This is a genomic window from Luteimonas changyuni (assembly GCF_039548395.1).
Classification (GTDB): Bacteria; Pseudomonadota; Gammaproteobacteria; order Xanthomonadales; family Xanthomonadaceae; genus Luteimonas.
The window spans coordinates 1-21,681 of the sequence record NZ_JBCLUZ010000024.1 but is presented as its reverse complement, the minus strand read 5'-3'; the positions used below and the strand labels follow the sequence as shown (position 1 = coordinate 21,681).

The 21,681-nt window shown below is 71.2% G+C and carries 20 protein-coding genes and 1 tRNA gene; 4 read left to right on the top strand and 17 right to left on the bottom strand.

From position 1 onward, the window contains the following. Positions 1-23: 23 nt before the first annotated feature. From hisIE to hisS, 12 genes are all read right to left on the bottom strand, one after another. On the bottom strand, positions 24-629 hold the full coding sequence (gene hisIE, locus WCD84_RS09855; protein ID WP_343281253.1) for a bifunctional phosphoribosyl-AMP cyclohydrolase/phosphoribosyl-ATP diphosphatase HisIE: 606 nt from the start codon (positions 627-629) through the stop codon (positions 24-26). Continuing rightward, complete coding sequence (hisF, locus tag WCD84_RS09850) at positions 622-1,395, bottom strand: imidazole glycerol phosphate synthase subunit HisF (protein ID WP_343281252.1); 774 nt, start codon at positions 1,393-1,395, stop codon at positions 622-624. The genes hisIE and hisF overlap by 8 nt, the downstream gene beginning before the upstream one ends. Next, a complete protein-coding gene (locus WCD84_RS09845) occupies positions 1,389-2,174 on the bottom strand; it encodes a HisA/HisF-related TIM barrel protein (protein ID WP_343281251.1) in 786 nt (261 codons plus the stop codon). The genes hisF and WCD84_RS09845 overlap by 7 nt, the downstream gene beginning before the upstream one ends. Then, positions 2,171-2,770 (bottom strand): imidazole glycerol phosphate synthase subunit HisH, encoded by a 600-nt coding sequence (gene hisH / locus WCD84_RS09840; RefSeq protein WP_343281250.1) that lies wholly within the window; start codon positions 2,768-2,770, stop codon positions 2,171-2,173. Before hisH ends, WCD84_RS09845 begins: the two co-directional genes overlap by 4 nt. Beyond that, positions 2,767-3,837, bottom strand: a complete 1,071-nt coding sequence (gene hisB, locus WCD84_RS09835) for a bifunctional histidinol-phosphatase/imidazoleglycerol-phosphate dehydratase HisB (protein ID WP_343281249.1) — start codon at positions 3,835-3,837, stop codon at positions 2,767-2,769. The genes hisH and hisB overlap by 4 nt, the downstream gene beginning before the upstream one ends. Then, positions 3,834-4,913: a histidinol-phosphate transaminase gene (hisC, locus tag WCD84_RS09830; protein WP_343281248.1), complete on the bottom strand. Its 1,080-nt coding sequence runs from the start codon at positions 4,911-4,913 to the stop codon at positions 3,834-3,836. The genes hisB and hisC overlap by 4 nt, the downstream gene beginning before the upstream one ends. Further along, positions 4,910-6,205, bottom strand: a complete 1,296-nt coding sequence (hisD, locus tag WCD84_RS09825) for a histidinol dehydrogenase (protein ID WP_343281247.1) — start codon at positions 6,203-6,205, stop codon at positions 4,910-4,912. Before hisD ends, hisC begins: the two co-directional genes overlap by 4 nt. Next, positions 6,202-7,116 carry an ATP phosphoribosyltransferase gene (gene hisG / locus WCD84_RS09820; protein ID WP_343281246.1) on the bottom strand — a complete coding sequence of 305 codons (915 nt, stop codon included), beginning with the start codon at positions 7,114-7,116 and terminating at the stop codon, positions 6,202-6,204. Before hisG ends, hisD begins: the two co-directional genes overlap by 4 nt. An 11-nt stretch (positions 7,117-7,127) precedes the next feature. Next, on the bottom strand, positions 7,128-7,454 hold the full coding sequence (locus WCD84_RS09815; RefSeq protein WP_343254070.1) for a YerC/YecD family TrpR-related protein: 327 nt from the start codon (positions 7,452-7,454) through the stop codon (positions 7,128-7,130). A gap of 204 nt (positions 7,455-7,658) precedes the next feature. Then, entirely contained in the window at positions 7,659-8,015 is a 357-nt protein-coding gene (locus WCD84_RS09810) for a hypothetical protein (protein ID WP_343254069.1), read from the bottom strand. Beyond that, a complete protein-coding gene (locus tag WCD84_RS09805) occupies positions 8,012-9,913 on the bottom strand; it encodes an HAL/PAL/TAL family ammonia-lyase (protein WP_343281245.1) in 1,902 nt (633 codons plus the stop codon). The genes WCD84_RS09810 and WCD84_RS09805 overlap by 4 nt, the downstream gene beginning before the upstream one ends. Continuing rightward, entirely contained in the window at positions 9,910-11,334 is a 1,425-nt protein-coding gene (gene hisS, locus WCD84_RS09800; RefSeq protein ID WP_343281244.1) for a histidine--tRNA ligase, read from the bottom strand. Before hisS ends, WCD84_RS09805 begins: the two co-directional genes overlap by 4 nt. Before the next feature lie 131 nt (positions 11,335-11,465). On the opposite strand from hisS, the gene WCD84_RS09795 reads away from it, so the two are divergent. The 4 genes from WCD84_RS09795 to WCD84_RS09780 all read left to right on the top strand — a co-directional run bounded on the left by WCD84_RS09795 (position 11,466) and on the right by WCD84_RS09780 (position 15,375). Beyond that, positions 11,466-11,542 (top strand) — tRNA-Pro (locus tag WCD84_RS09795). Positions 11,543-11,618: 76 nt separating this feature from the next. Next, complete coding sequence (locus WCD84_RS09790; RefSeq protein ID WP_343281243.1) at positions 11,619-12,905, top strand: MFS transporter; 1,287 nt, start codon at positions 11,619-11,621, stop codon at positions 12,903-12,905. A 185-nt stretch (positions 12,906-13,090) separates the two neighbouring features. Further along, positions 13,091-14,476 carry a glycosyltransferase gene (locus WCD84_RS09785; RefSeq protein WP_343281242.1) on the top strand — a complete coding sequence of 462 codons (1,386 nt, stop codon included), beginning with the start codon at positions 13,091-13,093 and terminating at the stop codon, positions 14,474-14,476. After that, the gene (locus WCD84_RS09780) at positions 14,473-15,375 is read left to right on the top strand and encodes a hypothetical protein (protein WP_343281241.1); all 903 of its coding nucleotides are present in this window, start codon (positions 14,473-14,475) and stop codon (positions 15,373-15,375) included. Before WCD84_RS09785 ends, WCD84_RS09780 begins: the two co-directional genes overlap by 4 nt. Before the next feature lie 12 nt (positions 15,376-15,387). Here the strand turns inward: WCD84_RS09780 and WCD84_RS09775 are convergent, their stop codons facing one another. From WCD84_RS09775 to WCD84_RS09755, 5 genes are all read right to left on the bottom strand, one after another. After that, complete coding sequence (locus WCD84_RS09775; RefSeq protein WP_343281240.1) at positions 15,388-16,422, bottom strand: patatin-like phospholipase family protein; 1,035 nt, start codon at positions 16,420-16,422, stop codon at positions 15,388-15,390. A gap of 83 nt (positions 16,423-16,505) precedes the next feature. After that, entirely contained in the window at positions 16,506-17,801 is a 1,296-nt protein-coding gene (gene argH, locus WCD84_RS09770; RefSeq protein WP_343254061.1) for an argininosuccinate lyase, read from the bottom strand. A gap of 164 nt (positions 17,802-17,965) precedes the next feature. Then, complete coding sequence (argC, locus tag WCD84_RS09765; RefSeq protein WP_343281239.1) at positions 17,966-19,018, bottom strand: N-acetyl-gamma-glutamyl-phosphate reductase; 1,053 nt, start codon at positions 19,016-19,018, stop codon at positions 17,966-17,968. Beyond that, the gene (locus WCD84_RS09760) at positions 19,011-20,357 is read right to left on the bottom strand and encodes an acetylglutamate kinase (protein ID WP_343281238.1); all 1,347 of its coding nucleotides are present in this window, start codon (positions 20,355-20,357) and stop codon (positions 19,011-19,013) included. The genes argC and WCD84_RS09760 overlap by 8 nt, the downstream gene beginning before the upstream one ends. A gap of 129 nt (positions 20,358-20,486) precedes the next feature. Then, positions 20,487-21,593 (bottom strand): acetylornithine deacetylase, encoded by a 1,107-nt coding sequence (locus WCD84_RS09755; protein ID WP_343281237.1) that lies wholly within the window; start codon positions 21,591-21,593, stop codon positions 20,487-20,489. Positions 21,594-21,681 lie beyond the last annotated feature (88 nt).

The window sequence follows — 21,681 nt, the reverse complement described above, 5'->3', positions numbered from 1 at the left end:
GCGGCCGCCGCGACGGCGGTGCCTCAGCCGGCTCGGTCCGCCAGCACGCGCTCGACGTCGGCCAGGCCCAGGCCGCGTGCGCGCAGCAGCACCAGCAGGTGGTAGGCCAGGTCGGCGGCCTCGCCCAGCAGCGCGGCGTCGTCCTGGGCCACGGCGGCGAGCGCGGTCTCCACGCCTTCCTCGCCGACCTTCTGCGCCACGCGGCGGACGCCGGCGGCGAGCAGCCTGGTTGTGTAATGACCGGCGGGCATCGTGCCCGCGCGCTCGGCGACCACGGCATCCAGCGCGCCCAGTTCGCTGCCGGCGGCGCCGGGAAAGCAGCTGGTGCGGCCGAGGTGGCAGGTGGGGCCCGCCGGCACCACGCGCAGCAGCAGCGCGTCGGCATCGCAGTCGGCTTCCAGCGCGACCACGCGCAGGTGGTGGCCGCTGGTCTCGCCCTTGGTCCAGAGCCGCTGCCGGCTGCGGCTGTGGAAGGTGGCCAGGCCGGTGGTGAGGGTGCGTTGCAGCGACTCGGGAGTCATGTAGCCGAGCATCAGCACGCGGTGGCTGGCCGCATCCTGCACCACGGCCGGCACCAGGCCGCCCTGCCTGGCCCAGTCGAGCGTCGGCATTGCAAGCGGTTCAGTCATCGCGCACCTCGATTCCGCGGGCGCGCAGCCCGCGCTTGAGCTCGGGGATCCGGACGTCGCCGGAGTGGAAGACGCTCGCGGCGAGCGCCCCGTCCACGTCCGCCTGTTCGAACACCGCGGCGAAGTGCTCGACCGCCCCGGCGCCGCCAGAGGCCACCAGCGGCACCTCGCAGTGCGCGCGCGCCGCGCGCAGCTGCATGATGTCGTAGCCGCTGCGCACGCCGTCGCTGCCCATGCAGTTGAGGACGATCTCGCCCGCGCCCAGCGCCTGCAGCTCGTCGATCCAGTCGAGCGTGCGCCGGCCGCTGTCGCGGATCGCGGCGGCGTCGCCGGTGTGGCTGCGCACCCGCCACTGGCCGTCGGCGTCGCGCAGCGAATCGACGCCGGCGACCACGCACTGCCGGCCGAAGGCGTCGGCCAGCTCGGACACCAGCGCCGGACGCTCCAGTGCGGGCGTGTTGACCGAGACCTTGTCGGCGCCGGCATGCAGCACGCGGCGCGCATCGGCCACGCTGCGGATGCCGCCGGCGACGCAGAACGGGATGTCGAGCAGGCGTCCGAGGCGCTCGACCCAGGCGACGTCGACCGTCCGCCCGGCGGGGCTGGCGGTGATGTCGTAGAACACGAGTTCGTCGACGCCTTCGCGCGCGTACAGCGTGGCCAGCTCGACGATGTCGCCGGCATCGACGTGGTCGCGGAAGCGCACGCCCTTGACCACGCGGCCATCGCGTACGTCCAGGCAGGCAATGATGCGGCGGCTCAACACGGTGGTCGCCCGAAGCCCGCATCGCGGCCAACGGTGGCGGGCGCGCCCGCGGCCAGCGCCTCGGCCAGGTCGACGCGGCCTTCCAGCAGCGCCTTGCCGAGCACGATCCCGGCGCAGCCGGCGCGGCGCGCGGCGGCAACGTCGGCGGCGTCGCGGGCGCCGCCGCTGGCCTGCACCTGCAGCCCCGGCGCACACGCCCGCAGCGTGCCGTACAGCGCCAGGTTGGGTCCGGCCAGCATGCCGTCGCGACCGATGTCGGTGCACAGCAGGTGGCGCAGCCCGGCCCCGGCATGGAAGCGCGCGAGGTCCTCCAGGCGCCCGGCGCCCTCCTCCGTCCAGCCGTGAACGCCCGGGCGCCACGCGCCGTCGGCGCCACGCCGCACGTCGAGCGCGACCACGATGCGCTCGGCGCCGAAGCGTTCGATCCAGCCGGCCACGCGCTCGCGCTCGCGCACGGCCAGCGAGCCCACCACCACGCGCGCGGCGCCGGCGTCGAGGATCGCGGCGACGTCGTCCTCGTGGCGCACGCCGCCGCCGGTCTGCACCTGCAGCGTGCTGCCCGCGCGGATGGCGCGCAGCAGCGGCGCCAGCGTGTAGCCGCCCGCGCGCGCGGCGTCGAGGTCGACCAGGTGCAGCCAGCGCGCGCCGCGGCCGGCATAGGCCAGCGCCTGCGCCAGCGGGTCGGCGGGATAGCGCGACTCGCGCGCGTAGTCGCCCTGCGCCAGGCGCACCACGCGGCCTTCGCGCACGTCGATGGCGGGATAGACGGTGAAGCTCATACGGCCTCCAGGAAATTGCGCAGCAGTCGCGCGCCGGCCGTCGCCGACCGTTCGGGGTGGAACTGGGCACCGGCCACGCGGCCGCGTTCGACGACCGCCGCGACTGCCGACCCGTGCACCGTGTCGGCCACGCAGTCGGCGCCCGGCTCCACCGCATAGCCGTGCACGAAGTAGGCCCGGGCACCGTCGTCGATGCCGGCCATCAGCGGCGAGGCACGGCGCGCGCGCAGGCGGTTCCAGCCCATGTGCGGCACGCGCAGCCCCGGCGCCGGCCGCATGCGCCGCACCATCCCCGGCAGCAGCCCGAGGCAGTCGACGTCGCCCTCCTCGGAGTGTTCGAACAGCAGCTGCATGCCCAGGCAGATGCCGAGCAGCGGAACGTCGAGCGTCGGCAGCACGTCGGCGAAGCCCTGCCCGCGAAGCAGGCGCATCGCCGGCGCGGCAGCGCCGACGCCGGGCAGGATCACGCGGGCGACGCCGCGCAGGCCGTCGGCGTCGCGCACGATGCGCGGCGTCGCGCCCAGGCGCTCCAGCGCATAGCAGACCGAGCCGAGGTTGGCGCCGCCGGCGTCGATCACCGCGACGGATGCGCTCACAGGGTCCCCTTGGTGCTGGGCAGGTCGCGGCCGGTGCGGGCGACGGCCTGGCGCAGCGCGCGCGCGAAGGCCTTGAAGCAGGCCTCGACCTGGTGGTGGTCGTTCTCGCCGCGCACCTCGAGGTGCAGGTTGAGCGCGGCGGCGTCGCACAGCGAGCGGAAGAAGTGCGGCACCAGCTCGGTCGGCAGGTCGCCGACGCGCTCGCGGCGGAAGGTGCCGGAGAACTGCAGCCAGGGCCGGCCGCCGAAGTCGAGCGCGGCGCTGGCCAGGGCGTCGTCCATCGGCAGGCTGAAGCCGTAGCGGCCGATGCCGCGCTTGTCGCCCAGCGCCTCGCGCAGCGCCTGGCCGAGCGCAAGCGCCGTGTCCTCGACGGTGTGGTGCTCGTCGACGTGCAGGTCGCCGTCGGCGTCGACCGCCAGCGCGATCCCGCCGTGGGTGCCGATCTGTTCGAGCATATGGTCGAAGAACGCCAGCCCGGTGCGGATACGCGGCGGCGAGGCGGCGTCGAGGTCGAGTTCGACGCGGATGCGGGTTTCGCGCGTCTCGCGCTCGACGCGCGCCTGCCGCGGCGCGTCGACCAGTGCGTGCGCGATCGCCTGCCAGTCCCAGTCGCCGCCGAAACGTCCGCGCAGCTTGAAGCCGCGGATGCCGAGGTTGCCGGCGAACTCGATATCGGTGTCGCGGTCGCCGACCATCGCCGAGCGCGCCCAGTCGATGTCGCGGTCGCGCAGCAGTGGCACCACCAGGCCCAGGCCCGGCTTGCGGGTGGGCGCGCTGTCTTCCGGCAGGCTGCGGTCGATGAGGATGTCGCGGAAGCGGATGCCCTGGCTCTCGAACACCTGCAGCATCAGCGCCTGCGGACCGTCGAAGTCAGCCTGCGGATACGCCGCCGTGCCGAGGCCGTCCTGGTTGCTGACGATGACGAAGGCATAGCCGGCGTCGCGCAGCTTCAGCAGTGCGGGAACCACGTCGCGGCAGAAGCGCAGCTTGTCCAGCGCGTCGACCTGGAAGTCGTCCGGTTCCTCGATCAGGGTGCCGTCGCGATCGATGAAGAGGATCGGGCTCATGCCGCCACCTCCAGCGCCGACAGCGCGGCGAGCACGCGGGCGTTCTCCGCGGCCGTGCCCAGGGTGATGCGCAGCGCGTCGTCGAGGCCACGTGCGCCGCGCTGGTCGCGCACGACCACGCCGGCAGCCAGCAACGCCGCCAGCGCCGCACCGGCATCCGCGAAGCGCAGCAGCAGGAAGTTGCCCTGTGACGGGTAGGCGCGTCGCACGTCCGGAAGCGCCGCGAGCTCCGCGCGCATCGGCTCGCGTGCGGCCACGATCCCGGCCGCGCGCGCGCGCGTGGCGGCGAGCGCATCGGGCGCGAGCGCGGCCAGCGCCAGTGCGGCGCAGGGCGCAGGCACGGGGTACGGCGCCTGGCAGGCGCGCAGCGCCGCGACCAGGGCCGCGTCCGCGATCACGCAGCCGATGCGCGCCGCGGCAAGCGCATGCGCCTTGGACAGCGTCCTCAGCACGGCCAGGTTCGAAAGCCCCTGCAGCAGCGCAACCGCCGACGGCTGGTCCGAATATTCGACGTAGGCCTCGTCGACCACCACCAGCGCGCGCCCGTCGAGCGCGCGTGCGATCGCCTCGATGTCCGCGAGCGTCACCAGGCCACCGGTTGGATTGGACGGCGAGCAGAGGAAGACGATGCGCGCGCCCGTGCGCAGTGCCTTGCCGACCACGGCGTCGGGGTCGAGCACGAAGTCGCCGTCGACCTCCTCCAGCGGCACTTCGACCAGGCGCGCACCCTGCAGCCGCGCGCTCACCGCGTACATGCCGAACACCGGCGGCGTCACCAGCACCGCGTCCTGTCCCGGGCGGCACAGCGCGCGCACCAGCAGGTCGATGGCCTCGTCGCTGCCGCGGCCGACCAGCAGCTGCCCGGGCGCACAGCCATACAGCGCTGCCAGCGCGGCGCGCAGGGCGTCGGGCTGCGGCTCCGGATAGCGCTGGCACAGCCCGGCGGGATCGGCGGCGTTGGGCCAGGCCGACTCGTTGGCATTGAGCCAGACCTCGCCGCGGGGCGCGTCCGAACGCGCGGAGCGGTAGCCGGCGAAGCCGCGCAGGTCCGGGCGCAGCAATCCGAGCGCGCTCATGCCGCCTGCTCCAGGCGCATGCGCACGGCGCTGGCGTGCGCCTCGAGGCCTTCGGCGCGGGCCATCGCCAGCGCGTCCGGGCCGATGGCGGCGATGCCTTCGGCCGTCGCCTCCTGCACGCTGATGAAGTTCTGGAAGCTCGATACCGACACGCCGCTGTTCGCGGCCGCGGCGCCGGCCGTGGGCAGCACGTGGTTGGTGCCGCTGCAGTAGTCACCCAGCGCCTCGGGCGTGTGGTCGCCCAGGAACACCGAGCCCGCCACCTGCACGCGGTCCAGCCATGCACGCGGTTCGCGCAGGGCGAGGATCAGGTGCTCGGGCGCGTAGGCGTTGCTGACCTCGAAGGCCTGCACCAGGCCGTCGACCCTGAGCATGCGCGAGCGCGACAGCGCCGTGCGCGCGATGGCCGCACGCGGCAGGCGCTCCAGCTGCCCGGCGATCGCGTCGGCCACGGCGTCGAGCAGCGCATCGCTGTCGGACACCAGCAGCACCTGCGAATCCGGCCCGTGCTCGGCCTGCGACAGCAGGTCGGCGGCGACCCAGCCCGGGTTCGCGCCCGCATCCGCGACCACCAGCACCTCCGACGGCCCGGCGGGCATGTCGATCGACGCCAGCCCGCGCTGCGCGACCTGGCGCTTGGCCTCGGTCACCCAGGCATTGCCGGGCCCGAACAGCTTGTCGCAGACGGGAATGGACGTGGTGCCGCAGGCCATCGCCGCGATCGCCTGCGCGCCACCCACGCGGTACACGCGCGTGATCCCGCACAGGCTCGCAGCGGCGAGGACCACCGGGTCGACGCTGCCGTCGGCACGCGGCGGCGTGCACATCACCACCTCGGCGCAGCCCGCAAGCCGCGCCGGCACGCCCAGCATCAGCACCGTGGACGGCAGCGGCGCGCTGCCCGCGGGCACGTACAGGCCGACGCGGCGGATCGGGCGCGCCATGCGCGCGCAGCGCACGCCCGGCGCCGTCTCCACCGCGTAGTCGGCCTGCATGCCGGCGCGGTGGAAGGCTTCAATGCGCGAGGCGGCGGCGCGCAGCGCAGCGAGCAGCTGTTGCGGCACGGCCGCCATCGCGGCGTCGAACGCATCCGCGCCGACGCGGGCATCCTCGAGGTCGACGCCGTCGAACCTGCGGCCCAGTTCGCGCACGGTCGCGTCGCCGCCGTCGACCACCGCATCGATGATCCCGGCCACGGTCGCGGTCACTTCCGCCGCCGTGTCCTGCACCGGCCGGTGCAGCGCCTCTGCGCGCCCGCGCGCATCGAGCGCGCTCCAGTCCAGGCGCTTCATGCCAGCGTCCTCTCGATCGGCAGCACCATCAGTCCGCGCGCACCGGCCAGCTTCAGGTCCTCCAGGCGCTGCCAGCCCATCGCGCCGTGGCACAGCGCCTGCAGCGCGAGCGTGTCCTTGCCGTCGACCTGCATCACCGTAGGTGGCTCGGCGTCCGGCAGCAGCGCCAGCAGGCCAGGTACCGCGCTGCGCGAGGCCTGGAACAGCAGCAGGCGGCTGTCGCGCAGCTTCAACACACCGTCCAGGCGCCGCTGCAGCATCTGCGCAAGCTCGTCGCGCGCGTCACCGAAGGGCCGCAGCGGGCCTGCCAGCACCGCCTGGCTGCGCAGCAGGGTCATCACCGGTACCAGCCGGTTGGCCGCCAGCGTCGCACCGCTCGACACCAGGTCGCAGACCGCGTCCGCCTGGCCCAGCCGCGGCGCGATCTCGACCGAGCCCGACAGCGTCACCACGCCCGCATCGATGCCCTGCGCCTCCAGCCACTGCCTGAGGAGCGCCGGATAGCTGGTGGCGATGCGCAGCCCCGAGAGCTGCGCCGGCCCGCTCCACTCGACGCCGTCGGGGATGGCGATGTCGAGCCGGCACTCGCCGAAGCCCAGCGGCCGCAGCTCGCTCGCCGCGGCGGCCGCGCCGAGCGCCTCGCGGCCGGCATTGGTCTCGTCAAGCACGTTGCGCCCGACGATGCCGAGGTCGCAGACGCCCTCGGCGATCATGCCGGGGATGTCGTCGTCGCGCACCAGCAGCAGGTCGACCGGCAGCGACTCGCCGTGGCAGAACAGGCGGTCGCGGCCCTCGCGCCAGGACAGGCCGCAGGACGCCAGCAGGGCACGCGCGGGCTCGCCCAGGCGGCCGGATTTCTGGATGGCAATGCGCAGCCGCTCGCGCGGTGTCGCGGAGGAGATCGGACTCATGGTGGGGACCTTCAGTGTCGGTCGAGGAGGCGCGGGAACTGCTCGCGGACGGCGGCCGCGTAGCCGCCCTCGCCGTGCTCCAGGGTGCGGGCGACGCGGCCCACGGTGGTGACGCTGACGCCGGTGCGCTGGTGGATCTCGCGGTAGGGCACGCCCTCGAGCAGCAGCGGCACCACGCGCCAGCGATCGGTCATGGCCTCGAGTTCGGCCGGGGTGCACAGGTCGCGCAGGAACGCCGCGATCTCGGCAGGGTCCTGCAGGGTCGCCAGCGCCTTGGCCAATGCCTTGAAGCCGGCGTCGGCATCCTTCTTCGGCACGGGGGCGGGACGCTGCTTCATCTGGACCAATGTATTAATGAGTTAGTACATTAACGCACGGCGATCCCGGCAGCGCAAGCCCCGCTCGCCTCGGCATCCACGACGCAGCGTCACAGGGGTGGCGGCAATGGCCGCCCGTGGCCGCCTTCGCGCGCAGGCAGGCAGTCGGAACAGGTAACGGGTTCAAGGGACCGGCGGCGTGGGCGGCCGCGCCGGTTGCGGGCTTCAGGACCGGCGACGCTCCGCCAGCATCCAGCCAAGGGCGACACCGGCCAGGGCGCCGATGACTTCCATCAGCACGCGGATGCCGAGGCCGTCGGGGTCATGGATCTTCGACAGCGCGATGCGCGCGTATACCGGCGACTCGAGCTTGACCACGCCCATGTAGAACAGGTGCCAGGTGTCGATGCCGGCGCTGATCGCGATCGCGGCCAGGCAGGCCCAGCCGATCGCATGTCCTTCAGGCCAGCGTGCACGCAGGCCGATGGCGTGGAACAGCGCGTAGGCCAGCAGGCCGACCAGCAGCGCGATCAGGCCCGCTTCCAGTGCACCTGGCCAGCCCAGGTGCAGGGGCAGGTTCAAATGCCCTGCCCCGCGCCGCGCACGGCGGCCAGCAGCACGCCGTCGCAGACCAGACGCACGGCCTCGGCCACGTCGCCGTCCATCGCGCGGTCGCGCTCCATGCCGGCGATGCGGCCGCGGATCACCGCGTGCGCGGCGTCGACGGCGCGGCCGGGATGGAAGGGCTCGCTGTCCGCAAGCTCCACGCGCAGCGCCTCGACCTCCTCCATGAAGCGCGCGTGGTCCGGCGTGCCCGCCGCCGGCGCGCCCGCCACCTTGGCCGCCAGCGCCGCCGCGTCGCCGCGTCGCGCCAGGTCGCGCGCGGCGTTGATCATGTCGCGGCGCAGGTCCAGCGCCTGCGCGGCGGTGTAGAGCTCCAGGCCCAGCACCTTGCCCAGGTCGTCGGCCATGGCCAGTACGTGCCGCGCCTCGTTGGCGCCCATCGATACGTGGTCTTCCGCATTCGCGCTGGTCGGCACCGAATAGACGCTGGCAGGATGCGCGCGGCTGGCGAGGTCGTTGACGATGGCCGCGGCGGTGTACTGCACGATCATGAAGCCGGACTCGGTGCCGTCCTCGTTGCCGATCAGGAAGGCCGGCAGGCCGTCGCTGGTGGCCGGGTCGACCAGCTTGTTGAGGCGGCGCTCGCTGATCGAAGCCAGCACCGGGAGTGCGGCCTTCAGGTAGCTCATCGCCAGCGCCAGCGGCATGCCGTGGAAGTGGCCCGCCGAAATGACCTGCTCCTCGACGTGTTCGGCGGCCTTGTCCGGGAACACCAGCGGGTTGTCGGTGACCGCGTTGAGCTCGACCTCGAGCACGCGCGCGGCCTGCGCCGCGGCGTCGCGCACCGCACCGTGCACCTGCGGCACGCAGCGCAGCGAGTAGCTGTCCTGCGGCTGGTGCTTCTTGCCGCCGCGGAAGGGCTTGAAGCGCTGGTAGAACTTCTCGCGCCCGTGGCGCTGGCTGGTCGGCACCCAGTCCCAGCCGATGTCGAAGGGCATCGCCTGCGCGGCGGGTTCATCCCAGCTGCCCGGCAACCACTGCCGGAAACGCGGCACCAGATGGTAGGCGATGTCGGCCAGCGTCGAGCCGTCCAGCAGCGCGCGCAGCTGCGCGGCGGCCGCCACCTGGCCCGGATGCGGGCGCAGCGCGTGCACGTCCTCGGCGTAGGCGCCCAGGCGGCCGGCGAAGGCGTCCAGCGTCATCGCTGCGGCAAGGTCCGCGGTGTCGAGCAGGTCCTCCAGCTTCGCCAGCGCCAGCACGCCCATGGCCAGCATCTGCGCGGTGCCGTTGTTCAGCGCCAGGCCTTCCTTGTAGGAGAGCTCGACCGGTGCCAGGCCCGCGCGCTGGAGCGCATCGGCGCCCGGCATGCGCTCGCCCTCGACGAAGGCTTCGCCGCCGCCCAGCAGCACGATCGCAAGATGCGAAAGCGGCGCCAGGTCGCCCGAGGCGCCGACCGAGCCCAGCTGCGGCACCACCGGCACCACGCCGGCGTTGAGCAACTGCGCCATCGCCTGCAGCGTGTCGACGCGGATGCCGGAATGCCCGCGCAGCAGCGTGTTGACGCGGATGCACATCATCGCCCGCACCACCGGCGCCGACATCGGCTCGCCGACGCAGACGGCGTGGGTGATGATCAGGTTGCGCTGCAGTTCGGCGTGCAGGGATCGCCCGGACGGCGCCGCGCCCGGCAGTTCGTCGCGCAGCGGATGGGCGCCAAGCAGCTTGTCGGCATTGCTGCCGAAGCCGGTGGACACGCCGTAGATCGGTTCTCCCCGGCGCACCTGTTCGGCAAGGAACTCCGCTGCGCGCGTCACGGCGCGCAGCGCGCCTTCGTCCAGCGACACCTGGGCGCCGTGGGCCACGGCCACCAGCTGCGGCCGGGTCAGCGACAGTCCATCAAGCAGTACCGGTTTCATCGTGCATCTCCCTTGATGGATGCGATGGCAGCAGCGCCGACGGCGCCGGCATCGTCGGTCCGGCATCGCGCAAGCAGTGCATCGGCGAGTCCTTCCAGCGTGACCTCGACCTGCTCGCCGCTGAGCAGGTCCTTGAGCGTCGCCACGCCGCGCGCGACCTCGTCCTCGCCGCGCACCACCACATGGCGGATGCCGGCGCGGTCCGCGTACTGGAACTGCTTGCCAAGCTTGCGCGGCTCGAACTGGGTTTCCACGTTCAAGCCGGCCGCGCGCAGCCGCTGCGAGAGCGCCAGCGCATCGTCCAGGCCGGCGTCGTCGAACAGCGCCACCAGCACGTCCACCGGGCTGCGCTCCGCGGCCACCAGGCCGGCCTCGCGCAGCTGCCAGAACAGGCGCGTCAGGCCAATGGAGATGCCGACGCCGGGCAGCTTCGACTTCGTGTAGTGGCCGGCGAGGTCGTCGTAACGGCCGCCGGAGCAGATCGAGCCGATGCCCGGGTTCGCGTCCAGCGTGGTCTCGTAGACCATGCCGGTGTAGTAATCCAGGCCGCGCGCGATGGAGAGGTTGATCGCGTAGCGCGACTCGGGCACGCCCATCGCACGCAGCATGCCGAGCAGCGCGCGCAGCTCGTCGCGGCCTTCCTCGAACAGCGGCGTGCCGGCGCCGAGCGCATCGAGCTTCGCGAGCGCATCCTCATGACCCGTCGAGCGGATGCGCGAGAACGCCAGCAGCCGCTCGGCCACCTCGGGCGACAGGCCGAAGCCCTCGCCCTCAAGCGTCGCGCGCACCGCTTCTTCGCCGCGCTTGTCAAGCTTGTCGATCTCGCGCAGCACCAGCGGCTGCGCCGCGTCGTCGATGCCCTGCCCCGCGAAGAACCCGCGCAGCAGCTTGCGGTGGTTGAGCTGGATGGTGAATTCACCGATGCCCAGCGCATCGAACACGGCGTTGATCACCGCCGGCACCTCGGCCTCGAAGCGCGGCGACAGCGTGTCCTTGCCGATCACGTCGATGTCGCACTGGTAGAACTCGCGGAAGCGGCCGCGCTGCGCGCGTTCGCCGCGGTAGACGCGCTGCATCTGGTAGCGGCGGAAGGGGAAGGCCAGGTGGTGCTCGTGCTCGGCCACGTAGCGCGCCAGGGGCACGGTCAGGTCGAAGCGCAGCGCCATTTCCGGCACGTCCTGCCCGCCGCCGCCCTGGGCCTTCTCCAGCGCGCCGGTGGACTGCACGAAATACACCTGGCGCTCGGTCTCGCCGCCGGTCTTGGTCAGCAGCACATCAGAGAGCTCGAACACCGGCGTTTCCACCGGCAGGAAGCCCCAGGCCTCGAAGGTGCGGCGGATGGTGTCGAGCATGCGCTGGAAGGCGACCTGCTCGCGCGGCAGCAGTTCGAGGACGCCCGGGGGCGTGCGTGGCTTGATCAAGGCGGGGCTCCGGTGCAGGCCATGGCCGGTGGGCCCGCCATTCTAGCGACTGCGGCCGCCGCGCCGGCCGTCTGCGCAAGCAAGGCTTGCCCTTCCCGCCCCGGAGTCCCTAAAATGCGCAGCTCACCTGTCGGGGTGTAGCTCAGCCTGGTAGAGCGCTACGTTCGGGACGTAGAAGTCGCAGGTTCAAATCCTGTCTCCCCGACCACTGGTGATCACGCAAAGGACCGGCCCCAGGGCCGGTTTTCTGCTTTTTGGCGCCTCCCGGGCGCCGGGATCGCTCGATGTCCGCACCCCGCGCCGCCCGCCGCGTCCCTGCACGCACCTGGCTGCTGGCACTGGCCGGCATCACACTGGCCGCCTTCAACCTGCGCACCGCGGTCACCTCGATCACGCCGCTGCTCGACGTGGTCGGCCACGAGTTCGGGTTCGGCGCCACCATGGCCGGCGTCATCGGCATGCTGCCGGCGGCGGCGTTCGCGGCCTTCGGCGCCGCCACGCCCGCGCTTGCCCGTCGCATCGGGCTCGAACGCACCGTGCTGTTGGCGATGGCGCTCGCAGCGGTCGGCCTGGTGCTGCGTTCGCTGGCCGGCGGCATGGGCCTGCTGGTCGCCGGTTCGCTGGTGTCGCTGGCCGGCATGGGCATCGGCAACGTGGTGCTGCCGCCGTTGGTGAAGCGCTGGTTCCCGCACCGCATCGGCACGCTGAGCGTGGTCTACATCACCGCCCTGCAGGCGGGCACCATCATGGCGGCGCTGCTCGCTGTGCCGCTGGCCAACGCCTTCGGCTGGCGCCTGTCGATGGGCGCGTGGACGCTGACGGCACTCGTGGCGATGCTGCCGTGGCTGGCATTGCTGCGCCGGGGAACAGACGCGGGACCGGAAGCCGCCACCGGCACCGACACCAACACGGACGACGACGACGACGAAATCCCCGCCGCGGGCGCCACCGACCTCGAGTCCACGCCCGCGTCGCGCAGCCGCGTCTGGCACACATCGCTGGGCTGGGGCATGGCGCTGATGTTCGGCATGACCTCGCTGGCCACCTACGCGATGTTCACCTGGATGCCGCGGATCTTCACCGACGCCGGCGCCTCGCCGGCCTTCGGCGGCGCGATGGTTGCGCTGTATACCGGCTTCAGCCTGCTTGGGGGCCTGGTGGTGCCGGCGCTCGCCGTGCGCATGCCCAACACTTTCGTGCTCGCGCTCGGCTGCGCCGCGGCGCAGTTCGCCGGGTTCGCCGGACTGTGGGCAGCGCCGATGGCGGCCCCGTGGCTGTGGGCCACCCTGGTGGGCATCGGCGGCTGCACCTTCCCGCTCGGCCTGACCCTGATCAACCTGCGCACGCGCACGCCGGCAGGGTCGGCGGCGCTCTCGGGCTTCACCCAGGGCGTGGGCTACACGCTGGCCTGCCTCGGGCCGCTGCTGTTCGGCATCCTGAAGGACGCCACCGCTGGCCTGGCGTGGCCGTTCGTGATGTTGGCTGCGAGCGTGATCGTGATGCTGCTCGGCGCCTGGCAGGCCTGCAAGCCGCGCCATCTCGAGGACATGCCGGGCCAGCAACCACGCTGAGACCCCGCATCTTGCCGGGATGCATCTGGCACGGGTCTTGCGGCCACGCATACCGAATGCTTCACCCGGCCCCGGGGCCAGCGAGCTTCTCCAGCCGCTCCGGCCATCACTTGCACCGGCATATCGCGCAGTTCGTCACATTTTGACGGGCGGCGTCAAAGCGGTACCCGCATGGAAATACGTGAATGAGCGTCCTCCAGCCGCTGTCGATCGACACCGGGACCGAGCATCCGCAACCCGAGCGCACGCGCGGCTTCTACCTTTCCGTCCCCACGAAATTCGGCACCTCGCTGCTGCTCGCCCTGACCTGGGTGGGCGTGAGCGTCTGGCTGTCCCTGCCCTGGCTGGACGATCTGGGAGACCTGATCGGCCGCCCGCTCGCGATCGGCGTGATCACCTTCATCGCCTACGTACCGGGCTTCATGAACGCCTTCCTGATCTCGACGATCCTGCTCGACCGCAGGCCCGCCCGCAGCATCCCCGCGCACTACCCTGCCATCACCGTGCTGGTGGCCTGCTACAACGAAAGCGCGAACATCGAACACACCATCCGCAGCCTGGCGCAACAGACCTATCCCGGCGACATGACGGTGCTGGTCCTTGATGACGGCTCCACCGATGACTCGGCCGAGTGCGCCGAGGCGGCGATCGCAGGCGTCAGGCTGTCGCCCGGCCACGCGATCCGCCTGGTCCGCGGGGAGCGCAACATCGGCAAGGCGGGCGTCCTCAACCGTGGCCTGGCACTGACCGACGACGCCCTCGTGGTGACGGTCGACGGCGACTCCTGGGTCTACCGCGACGCGATCGCGAACCTGATCGAGCGCTACCTGGCCGACCCGCCCGGCACGCGCGCCGTGGCCGGTTCGGTCCTGGTGCGCAACTCGCGGCTGAACTGGCTGACCCGCGTGCAGGAATGGGACTATTTCCACGGCATCGCGGCGGTCAAGCGCATGCAGAGCATGTACCACGGCACGCTGGTGGCCCAGGGCGCGTTCTCGGTGTACGACCGCGCGGCGCTGGAAGACGTGGGCGGCTGGCCGGAGTGCGTGGGCGAGGACATCGTGGTGTCCTGGGCGCTGCTGGAGCGCGGCCACCGCATCGGCTACTGCGAGGACGCCGTGGCCTTCACCAACGTCCCCGATCAACTGTCGCAGTTCGCCGGCCAGCGCCGACGCTGGTCCCGCGGCCTGATCGAAGCCTTCAAGCACCATCCACGGCTGCTGGTGAAGCGCCGGCTGAGCCTGATCTTCATCTGGTGGAACGTGCTGTTCCTGCCGCTGGACCTGGTCTATACGCTGGTGTTCATCCCCGGCATCGTCGCTGCCCTGTTCGGCTACTACCACATCGTCGGCATCATGACCCTGCTGGTGCTGCCGCTCGCGGTGGCCTGGAACGCCTTCATCTTCCGCACCCAGAGCCTGATGTTCAAACGCCAGGAGCTCAAGGTGCGCCGAAACACGCTCGGGTTCATCAACTACGTGATCGCGTACTCGCTGATCCTGCAGCCCATCTGTGTCTGGGGCTACTTGTCGGAGCTGGCCGGACTGCGCAAGAGCTGGGGGACCAAATGAGCAGGTTCACGTGGATCGTCGCAGCGTGCATGGTGTTCGCCGCGCCCACCGCCATCGCCGCGTCCCCGGTGGCGGGCGGTACGGAAGTCTTTTTCTCGGACGATGCCGACGACACCTCGGTGCAGGAGCTCGCCGTCAGCGCATTCGACCGCTACGACGATGCCGAGCACTTCCGCGGCCTGACCCTGGAGCAGGCGCGGATCCGGCCGCTGGGCGACCGCGGCTGGACCGATCACCGCGCCTACCTGCGCCTTGCCGACACCAGCGGCGAGCTGAAGTGGAACACCAAGGTCGGTACCGACGGGCACACCGTGCTCGGCAGCGCGTCCCTGGTCCGTGACCGCGCGTGGCGACAGGAGTACTTCATCGAGCGCGACGTGCTCGAAACCCGCTCGGGACGCGAAGGGCGCTACGCCACCTTCGCCGGGGCGGCGTTCAACATCCCGCTGGATGCACGCGGCCAGCAGCTCACCCTTCTGGGCGGCCTGCAGGAATTCCCCGGCAGCAACCTGCGCACGCACCTGCGCGCGGTGTACTCGCTGCCGCTGGTGACGGACTGGGGACTGGGCCTGCAGCTGCGCGCGCGCAGCTTCCACAACAGCCACCCGCGCGAGCTGGACTACTACTCGCCGCGCCGTTTCGACGAAGTACTGCCGCTGCTGCGGATCCGCCGCTTCCACGGCGGATGGATGTTCGCCGCCGCCGCCGGGGTCGGCCGCCAGCGCGAAGCGGACGCGGACTGGCGCGCCGCCCGGCTGGCCGAACTGACGGTGGAAAGCCCGCGCGGGGCAAGCGACTGGTACCTGCGTGCCCACCTGCTGTACAGCAACACGCCCGTGGGCGACGGCGTCAACTACGGCTACCGGCAGCTGGACCTGCAGCTGGTACGCGGATTCTGATCCCGGGGCCGCTCAGCGGAACGTCGCGATATCCACCGTCGAGCGCTTCCCCACCTCGGCCGCGTGTGCGTCCAGCCATTCCTGCGCCTTGGCACGACCGTGGTCGCGCAGGGTTTCGAGGAACGGCAGGCTGGTGGTCGACTTCGAATCGTTGTCGAGCCGGGCCATCAGTTCGTCATCGGCGATCATGTGCATGCGCTTGCGACGCACCGGGTGCTCCTTCACCAGCCAGGGCACGACCGAGCGGCGGACGAACTCGCGCATGCGGATCAGGCTGCGCATCTCGGCAAGAAAGGCGGCGTTGAACGCCAGCGCCTGCGTGCGGTCGCGGATGTCCGCAGCCGAGCGCGGCAGTTCCCCGTGGCTGACCGGGCTCAGCAGCACCATCAGCACGTCGTCGACCCTGCACTCCGCCAGCAGCGGAAGCACCGGCGGGTTGGCGGCGAAGGCGCCGTCCCAGTACGGTTCGCCGTCGATCTCCACTGCGGCATACAGCGCGGGCAGGCAGGACGATGCAAGCACCACGTCCGCGCTCAGCTCAGGCGTGCGGAACAGGCGCAGCCGGCCGGTATTGGCATTGGTTGCGGCGATGAACAGGTCGAACCTGCGCTGCGCGCGCAGGCGCTCGAAATCGACCTGCGCTTCGACGATGTCACGCAGCGGGTCGTAGCCCAGCGGGTTGAACTGCGCCGGGGCCAGGAAGCCGCTCCACTGCAGCATCAGCGAGGCCATCGGCGAAGGCCGGCCATCCACGGACCCTGCCCCCGCTTGCAGCAGCGGCGCACTGCCACCGACGGCGGTCCAAAAGCGGGCCAGGGCTTCGCGCGCGGCTTCGGGGCCGCCTTCTAGCAGGCCATGGGCCAGGACCACGGCGTTCATCGCGCCGGCGCTGCTGCCGCTGGCGCCGCGCAGGTCCAGGCGGCCGTCCTCGAGGAGTGCGTCGAGCACGCCCCAGGTGAACGCGCCATGCGCGCCGCCGCCCTGCAGGGCCAGGCTGACGCGGCGCGGCGCACGTTGGTTCCGGGCGGTGGTCCTGGCTTTACTCACTGCGTCGGCTCCGGGTCAGGTTCCTTGGCCAACCCGGGGGCGGGCTGACGCGACAGCATCACACGTCGGCCGCGTCGGCACGCTTACACGGTGCCCAATGCTTCAAGCCGCGCACGCAGCGCGTCCAGCCGCAGATCGCCCGCAGCGCCAGGGGACGTGCGCGCGGCGAGGCTCGCGGCCGGGTCGCCTTCGGCCCAGCGCGCCGGGTCGGCAGCCTGGCGATAGGCCTCGCGAAATGGCAGGCCGTCGCGCGCCATGTCGACGGCGAGATCGGTCGCATACATCGAAGGCTCCAGCGCGGCGCGCATGCGTTCCGTGTTCCAGTCGAGGTTGCGCAGCAGGTCCGGCAGCAGGGCCAGCGCCTGCAGGCCCTTGCCGAAGCCATGGAACAGCGCGCCCTTCGACAGCTGCAGGTCGCGGTGGTAGCCCGAGGGCAGCGAGAGCAGCTGTTCGATCTCGGTACGCGCGGCGGCGACGCTGGCATAGGTCGCGCGCATCAGCTCGATGACGTCGGGGTTGCGCTTGTTGGGCATGATCGAGCTGCCGGTGGTGTACTGGGCCGGCAGGCTGGCGAAGCCGGATTCGCCGGTGGTGAACAGGCTCAGGTCCCAGGCCAGGCGGCGCAGGTCGAGCATGGCGCTGGACAGCGCCTCGAGCGCGGCCATCTCGAACTTGCCGCGCGAGAGCTGGGCGTAAGTCGCGGCGACCTGCATGCGGCCGAAGCCCAGCGCCGCGGTGGTGTGGTCGCGATCCAGCGGCAGGTTCACGCCGTAGCCTGCGGCACTGCCGAGCGGGTTGGCGTCGATCCAGGCCAGGGTGTCGGCGGCGCGCACGGCATTGTCGATGAAGGCTTCGGCCCAGGCCGCCCACCACATGCCGAGCGAGGACACGACGGCGCGCTGCAGGTGGGTATAGCCGGGCAGCGGCACGTCGCGCTCCGCCTGTGCGCGGTCCAGCGCGATGGTGGCGGTCTCGATGCACAGTGCGTGGGTGCGGGCCAGCTTCTCCTTCAGCCACAGCCGCGTGGCCACCAGCACCTGGTCGTTGCGGCTGCGGCCGGTGTGGATGCGGCGGCCGGCGTCGCCCAGGCGTTCGGTCAGGCGCGCTTCGATGGCGGAGTGGCCGTCTTCGTAGCGCGCATCGAGCACGAAGCTTCCGGTGCTGAAGTCGTCGGCCAGCGCGTCGAGTTCGCGCGCGATGCCGGCGAGCTCATCCGCTGACAGGATGCCGATGCGCTCGAGGCCTTCGGCGTGGGCGCGGCTGGCCTGGATGTCGTGCAGGAAGAAGTCGCGGTCGAGGATGACGTCGTCACCCGCCAGGAAGGCCTGGATGTCGCTGTCGACGGTGACGCCGGGCTTCTGCCAGAGGAGGTCGGACATGGTGCGTGCTCTCCGCAAAAAATGGGTGCTGCTGTTGTGGGAGCGGCTATAGCCGCGAATTTCCCATGCTGGCTGGATCTGGTCGCAGCTATAGCTGCTCCTGCAGGGGTGGGGGCGCAGCTATGGCTGCTCCTGCAGGGGTGGGGTCGCAGCTGTAGCTGCTCCTACAGGGGGTGGGATGGGCCCCGGTCGGGGTCGGGGTCGGGGTCGGCCATGGGGTCCATGGGAATGCCGAGGACTTCTTCGTAGCCGAAGGCGAGGTTGAGGTTCTGCAGGGCCTGGGTGGCGGCGCCCTTGAGCAGGTTGTCGAGCGTGGACACCACCACCAGGCGGCGACCGTCTGCCGACAGCGTGAAGCCGCCGACCTCGACGCCGTGGCGGCCAGCGATGGCGCTGACCCAGGGCGCGTCGTCGGTGACGCGCACGAGGGGCTCGGCGCGGTAGCGCGCGTGGTAGCGGGCTTCAACCGCGTCACGGTCCATCGCCTCGCGCAGGTGCATGTTCGCGGTCAGGGTGATGCCGCGGAAATGCGGCGCGACGTGCGGCATGAATTCCACCGGCGTGCCGAGATGGCGGGTGACTTCGCGCTCGTGCAGGTGGTCGACCAGCGCATAGGGCATGAGGTTTTCGCGCAGCTTGTCGGCGTTGTTGCGGTCCGACGGCGTGGTGCCCGCACCGGAGTAGCCGGATACGCCGAAGCACTGGACCGGGCCATCGAGCAGGTCGAGCATCGGCGCGACCGCAAGCTGCATGGCGCTGGCGTAACAGCCGGGATTGGCGATTCGGCGCTGGCCCGCATACGCGCCGCGAGTGAGCTCCGGCAGGCCGTAATACCAGGCATCGTTGAAGCGGTGATCGGCCGACAGGTCGACGATCACCGGGCCACGGGCGTCGACGGCATCGGCCTGGGGGTCGACGTCGACGTCGGTAACGGCGTGAGCGCCTGCCGTGCCCAGCGACGCGATGCATGCGTCCGACTTGCCGTTGGGCAGCGCCAGGATCCATGCGTCGAGCCCGAGGCCGCCGAGCTCCTCATGCGCAAGGCTGCGGTACCGGAGCTCGCCCCGGTATTCCGGCACGTGGGCGGACACGCGCTGCCCATCGAGCTCGCGCGAGGACACCGCCGCCAGCTCGAAGCCGGGATGCGCGGCCAGCAGCCGGATCAGTTCGGCGCCGGTATGCCCGCGCGCGCCCACGATGCCAACGGTCCTAGCCATCCAGCGCCTCCTCGTTCTTCTTTACGTCCACCAGGGTGGCCGGTCGCGTGGCGCAGTGCGCGACCGCGCGCTCGATGGCCGGGAACCGGTCCATTCCGTACCAGAACACCTTCCACATGCCCTGTTTCAGGCAGCCGTCGGACTCGGAATAGTAGAAGGCGTTGGCGGCGTTGCCGTTGCGCGAGCGCCAGAACAGGGTCGGCGTTTCTTCGCGCATCACCTGCCAGACGGCGCGCCCCAGGCCTTCGCCCTGGGCATCGTCAAGCACCGCGAACTTGTCGAGATAGGGCACGCCGTCGACCTCGGTCAGGATCACGGCGGTGCGGTAGTTCTCGCTGACATAGGCACGCAGCAGCGGCGTGCGCTCGAAGTAGTCCGGCAGCAGGCTGCGGCCAAAGGCCGACTCGATCAGCATGCGCATCCGCGGCAGGTCGAGCTCGTTCCACGCAGCCGCGCGCAACACGCGCTCGCCGCGACGCACCAGCGTGCCGGAGCCCTTGTGCGTGAACAGCTCGCGCGCCAGCTGGTCGGGCCGTGTGATCGACACCGACGATGACGGCGGCAACACCATCAACAGATTGTGGATCTGCTCGATCTTCAGGCGCATGCCCGAGTGCAGCCAGGGCTGCGCCAGCAGTTCCTCGTACTCGGTGCTCAGGTTGATCGAATCGATCACCTTGTCATCGGGACCGAGCAGGCCACCGGTCCCGGTAAGGAAGACGATCTTGTAGGGCTGGATGGTCTTGATCAGCTCGTTGGCGGCCCAGTCGGCGTTGACGTTGACGATCTGGCCTTCGGCGGTCTCGCCAAGGGATGTGATCACCGGGATCGAGCCGGCCTTGATCGCCGCGCCGATGCCGTCGGTGTCCACGCGCGTGACCTGGCCTACCAGTCCGTAGCGCTCGCGGTCGAGGAAGGCGCATTCGAAGACACCGGACTGGATCGAGGTCGCGCGCACGCCCTCGATCTGCAGCGCCTCCACCAGCCGCAGGTTCTGCTGACGCATCACCCGGCGCACGATCGCCAGCCCCGCGGCATCGGTATGGCGCAGGTTGTCGACCGTGCGCTTCTCGATGCCGGCCTCGCGCATGGCCTCGTCAAGTTGCGGTCCGGCGCCGTGGACCACGATCGGCGTCAACCCGACCTGCTGCAGGAATGCCAGCGAAGACGTCAGCGCCTCGAGGTCGTCGCGCAGCACCGCGCCGCCGACCTTGACCACGGCAAAGCGCTTGGCATCCAGCTGCGAAAACCGCTTCAGGTACTGGCTGATCTCTTTCGCGCTGCCCATGCCCGACAACAGTCGAACAATGGTCTGGCGGGTCTGTGCGTGTGCTTGCATGGCTTGCTGCTTCGTGAGGTTGAGTTGGGGGCAAGAGCTTTCCTGTCGCGGATTTGCGCGGATTACGCGGATTTGGCCGAGGCAGGTTCGAGCGACACTTCCTGGAACAAACAGTTTGTGGAACGGCTCTTATCCGCGTGGATCCGTGGCAAAGCTGTTGCCCTGGATGATTCGCACCACCGCCGCGGCATAGGTGCGCAGCTGGTCCAGCGCGACCCATTCGTCGGCGGTGTGGGCCTGGGCGATGTGGCCGGGGCCGAAGACGATGGCGTCAAGGCCCGCGGCGGAAAACAGCGAGGCTTCGGTCCAGAAGTCGACGGCGTTGCCGATCGGCAGCCCGAGGTCTTCGGCCAGGTCGCGCGCGGCGAGGCGGCGCTCTTCGGCGCTGGCGGTATCGCCCGCCGGAAGCGAGGGGCCGTGGAAGGTGGCGGTGTAGTCGCTGCCTTCGGGCGCAAGCGCCGCGAAACGCGCGTGCAGCTGCGCCAGGTCGTGCGAAGGCAGCGGCCGGAAGCCGAAGCGCACTTCGGCCGCGGGCGCGATCACGTTGGCCTTGATGCCGCCCTCGACGCGACCGATGTTGAAGCGCAGGCCGGTGAGGCCGCCGAAGCGCTGGTGGGCTTCGCCTTCGGCCACGGCCAGCGCGTCCACGCCCCAGCGCATGGCCTTGTGCACGGCGCTGGCGGACAGCGCCTGCGGACCCGAAGCATGGCCGGCTTCGCCGTGGAAGCGGAGTTGCACGGCAGCAATGCCACGATGGGCGAGCACGGCTTCGCAGCCGGTGGGTTCGGCCACCAGTACCTGGTGGAAACCGTGGTCACCGGCGAGGAAAGCGGCGATGCAGCGCGGGTCGTTGGCCTCTTCATCGCTGCTGAAAAGGAAGGCGACGTCGCCATCGCCGGCCTGCGCGGCGGCAATCAGCGCCGCGGCCGCGCCCTTGATGTCGCAGGCACCGAGGCCGATGGCGCGATCGCCTTCGACGCGCAGCACGTGCGGATCAGCGGTCCATGCCGGTGAATCCGGCACCGTGTCCAGGTGCACGTTGAACAACAGCGACGGCGTGCCGCGGCGCGCGAACAGCGACACCGCCCCGGCGCCATGATCGGTCACCGTGACTTCAAAGTCCGGCAGCTGGGCGCGGATGTAGTCGAAGATGCCGCCGGTGCCGATGGCGCGCGGTGGATTGCGGGTGTCGAAGGACACCAGCGCCGCGAGGTGTTCAAGAACCCTGTCGATCACGTCGCCAGACTCCTGTGGGGGGGGGGCCCGGGGGGGGGGGGGGGGGGGGGGGGGGGGGGGGGGGGGGGGGGGGGGGGGGGGGGGGGGG

Excerpts from the sequence above, each read along its gene's own strand:
- hisIE (WP_343281253.1), bottom strand. The coding sequence starts at position 629 with ATGACTGAACCGCTTGCAATGCCGACGCTCGACTGGGCCAGGCAGGGC.
- WCD84_RS09845 (WP_343281251.1), bottom strand. The coding sequence starts at position 2,174 with ATGAGCTTCACCGTCTATCCCGCCATCGACGTGCGCGAAGGCCGCGTG.
- hisB (WP_343281249.1), bottom strand. The coding sequence starts at position 3,837 with ATGAGCCCGATCCTCTTCATCGATCGCGACGGCACCCTGATCGAGGAA.
- hisC (WP_343281248.1), bottom strand. The coding sequence starts at position 4,913 with ATGAGCGCGCTCGGATTGCTGCGCCCGGACCTGCGCGGCTTCGCCGGC.
- hisD (WP_343281247.1), bottom strand. The coding sequence starts at position 6,205 with ATGAAGCGCCTGGACTGGAGCGCGCTCGATGCGCGCGGGCGCGCAGAG.
- hisG (WP_343281246.1), bottom strand. The coding sequence starts at position 7,116 with ATGAGTCCGATCTCCTCCGCGACACCGCGCGAGCGGCTGCGCATTGCC.
- WCD84_RS09815 (WP_343254070.1), bottom strand. The coding sequence starts at position 7,454 with ATGAAGCAGCGTCCCGCCCCCGTGCCGAAGAAGGATGCCGACGCCGGC.
- WCD84_RS09805 (WP_343281245.1), bottom strand. The coding sequence starts at position 9,913 with ATGAAACCGGTACTGCTTGATGGACTGTCGCTGACCCGGCCGCAGCTG.
- WCD84_RS09790 (WP_343281243.1), top strand. The coding sequence starts at position 11,619 with ATGTCCGCACCCCGCGCCGCCCGCCGCGTCCCTGCACGCACCTGGCTG.
- WCD84_RS09785 (WP_343281242.1), top strand. The coding sequence starts at position 13,091 with ATGAGCGTCCTCCAGCCGCTGTCGATCGACACCGGGACCGAGCATCCG.
- WCD84_RS09780 (WP_343281241.1), top strand. The coding sequence starts at position 14,473 with ATGAGCAGGTTCACGTGGATCGTCGCAGCGTGCATGGTGTTCGCCGCG.
- argH (WP_343254061.1), bottom strand. The coding sequence starts at position 17,801 with ATGTCCGACCTCCTCTGGCAGAAGCCCGGCGTCACCGTCGACAGCGAC.
- argC (WP_343281239.1), bottom strand. The coding sequence starts at position 19,018 with ATGGCTAGGACCGTTGGCATCGTGGGCGCGCGCGGGCATACCGGCGCC.
- WCD84_RS09760 (WP_343281238.1), bottom strand. The coding sequence starts at position 20,357 with ATGCAAGCACACGCACAGACCCGCCAGACCATTGTTCGACTGTTGTCG.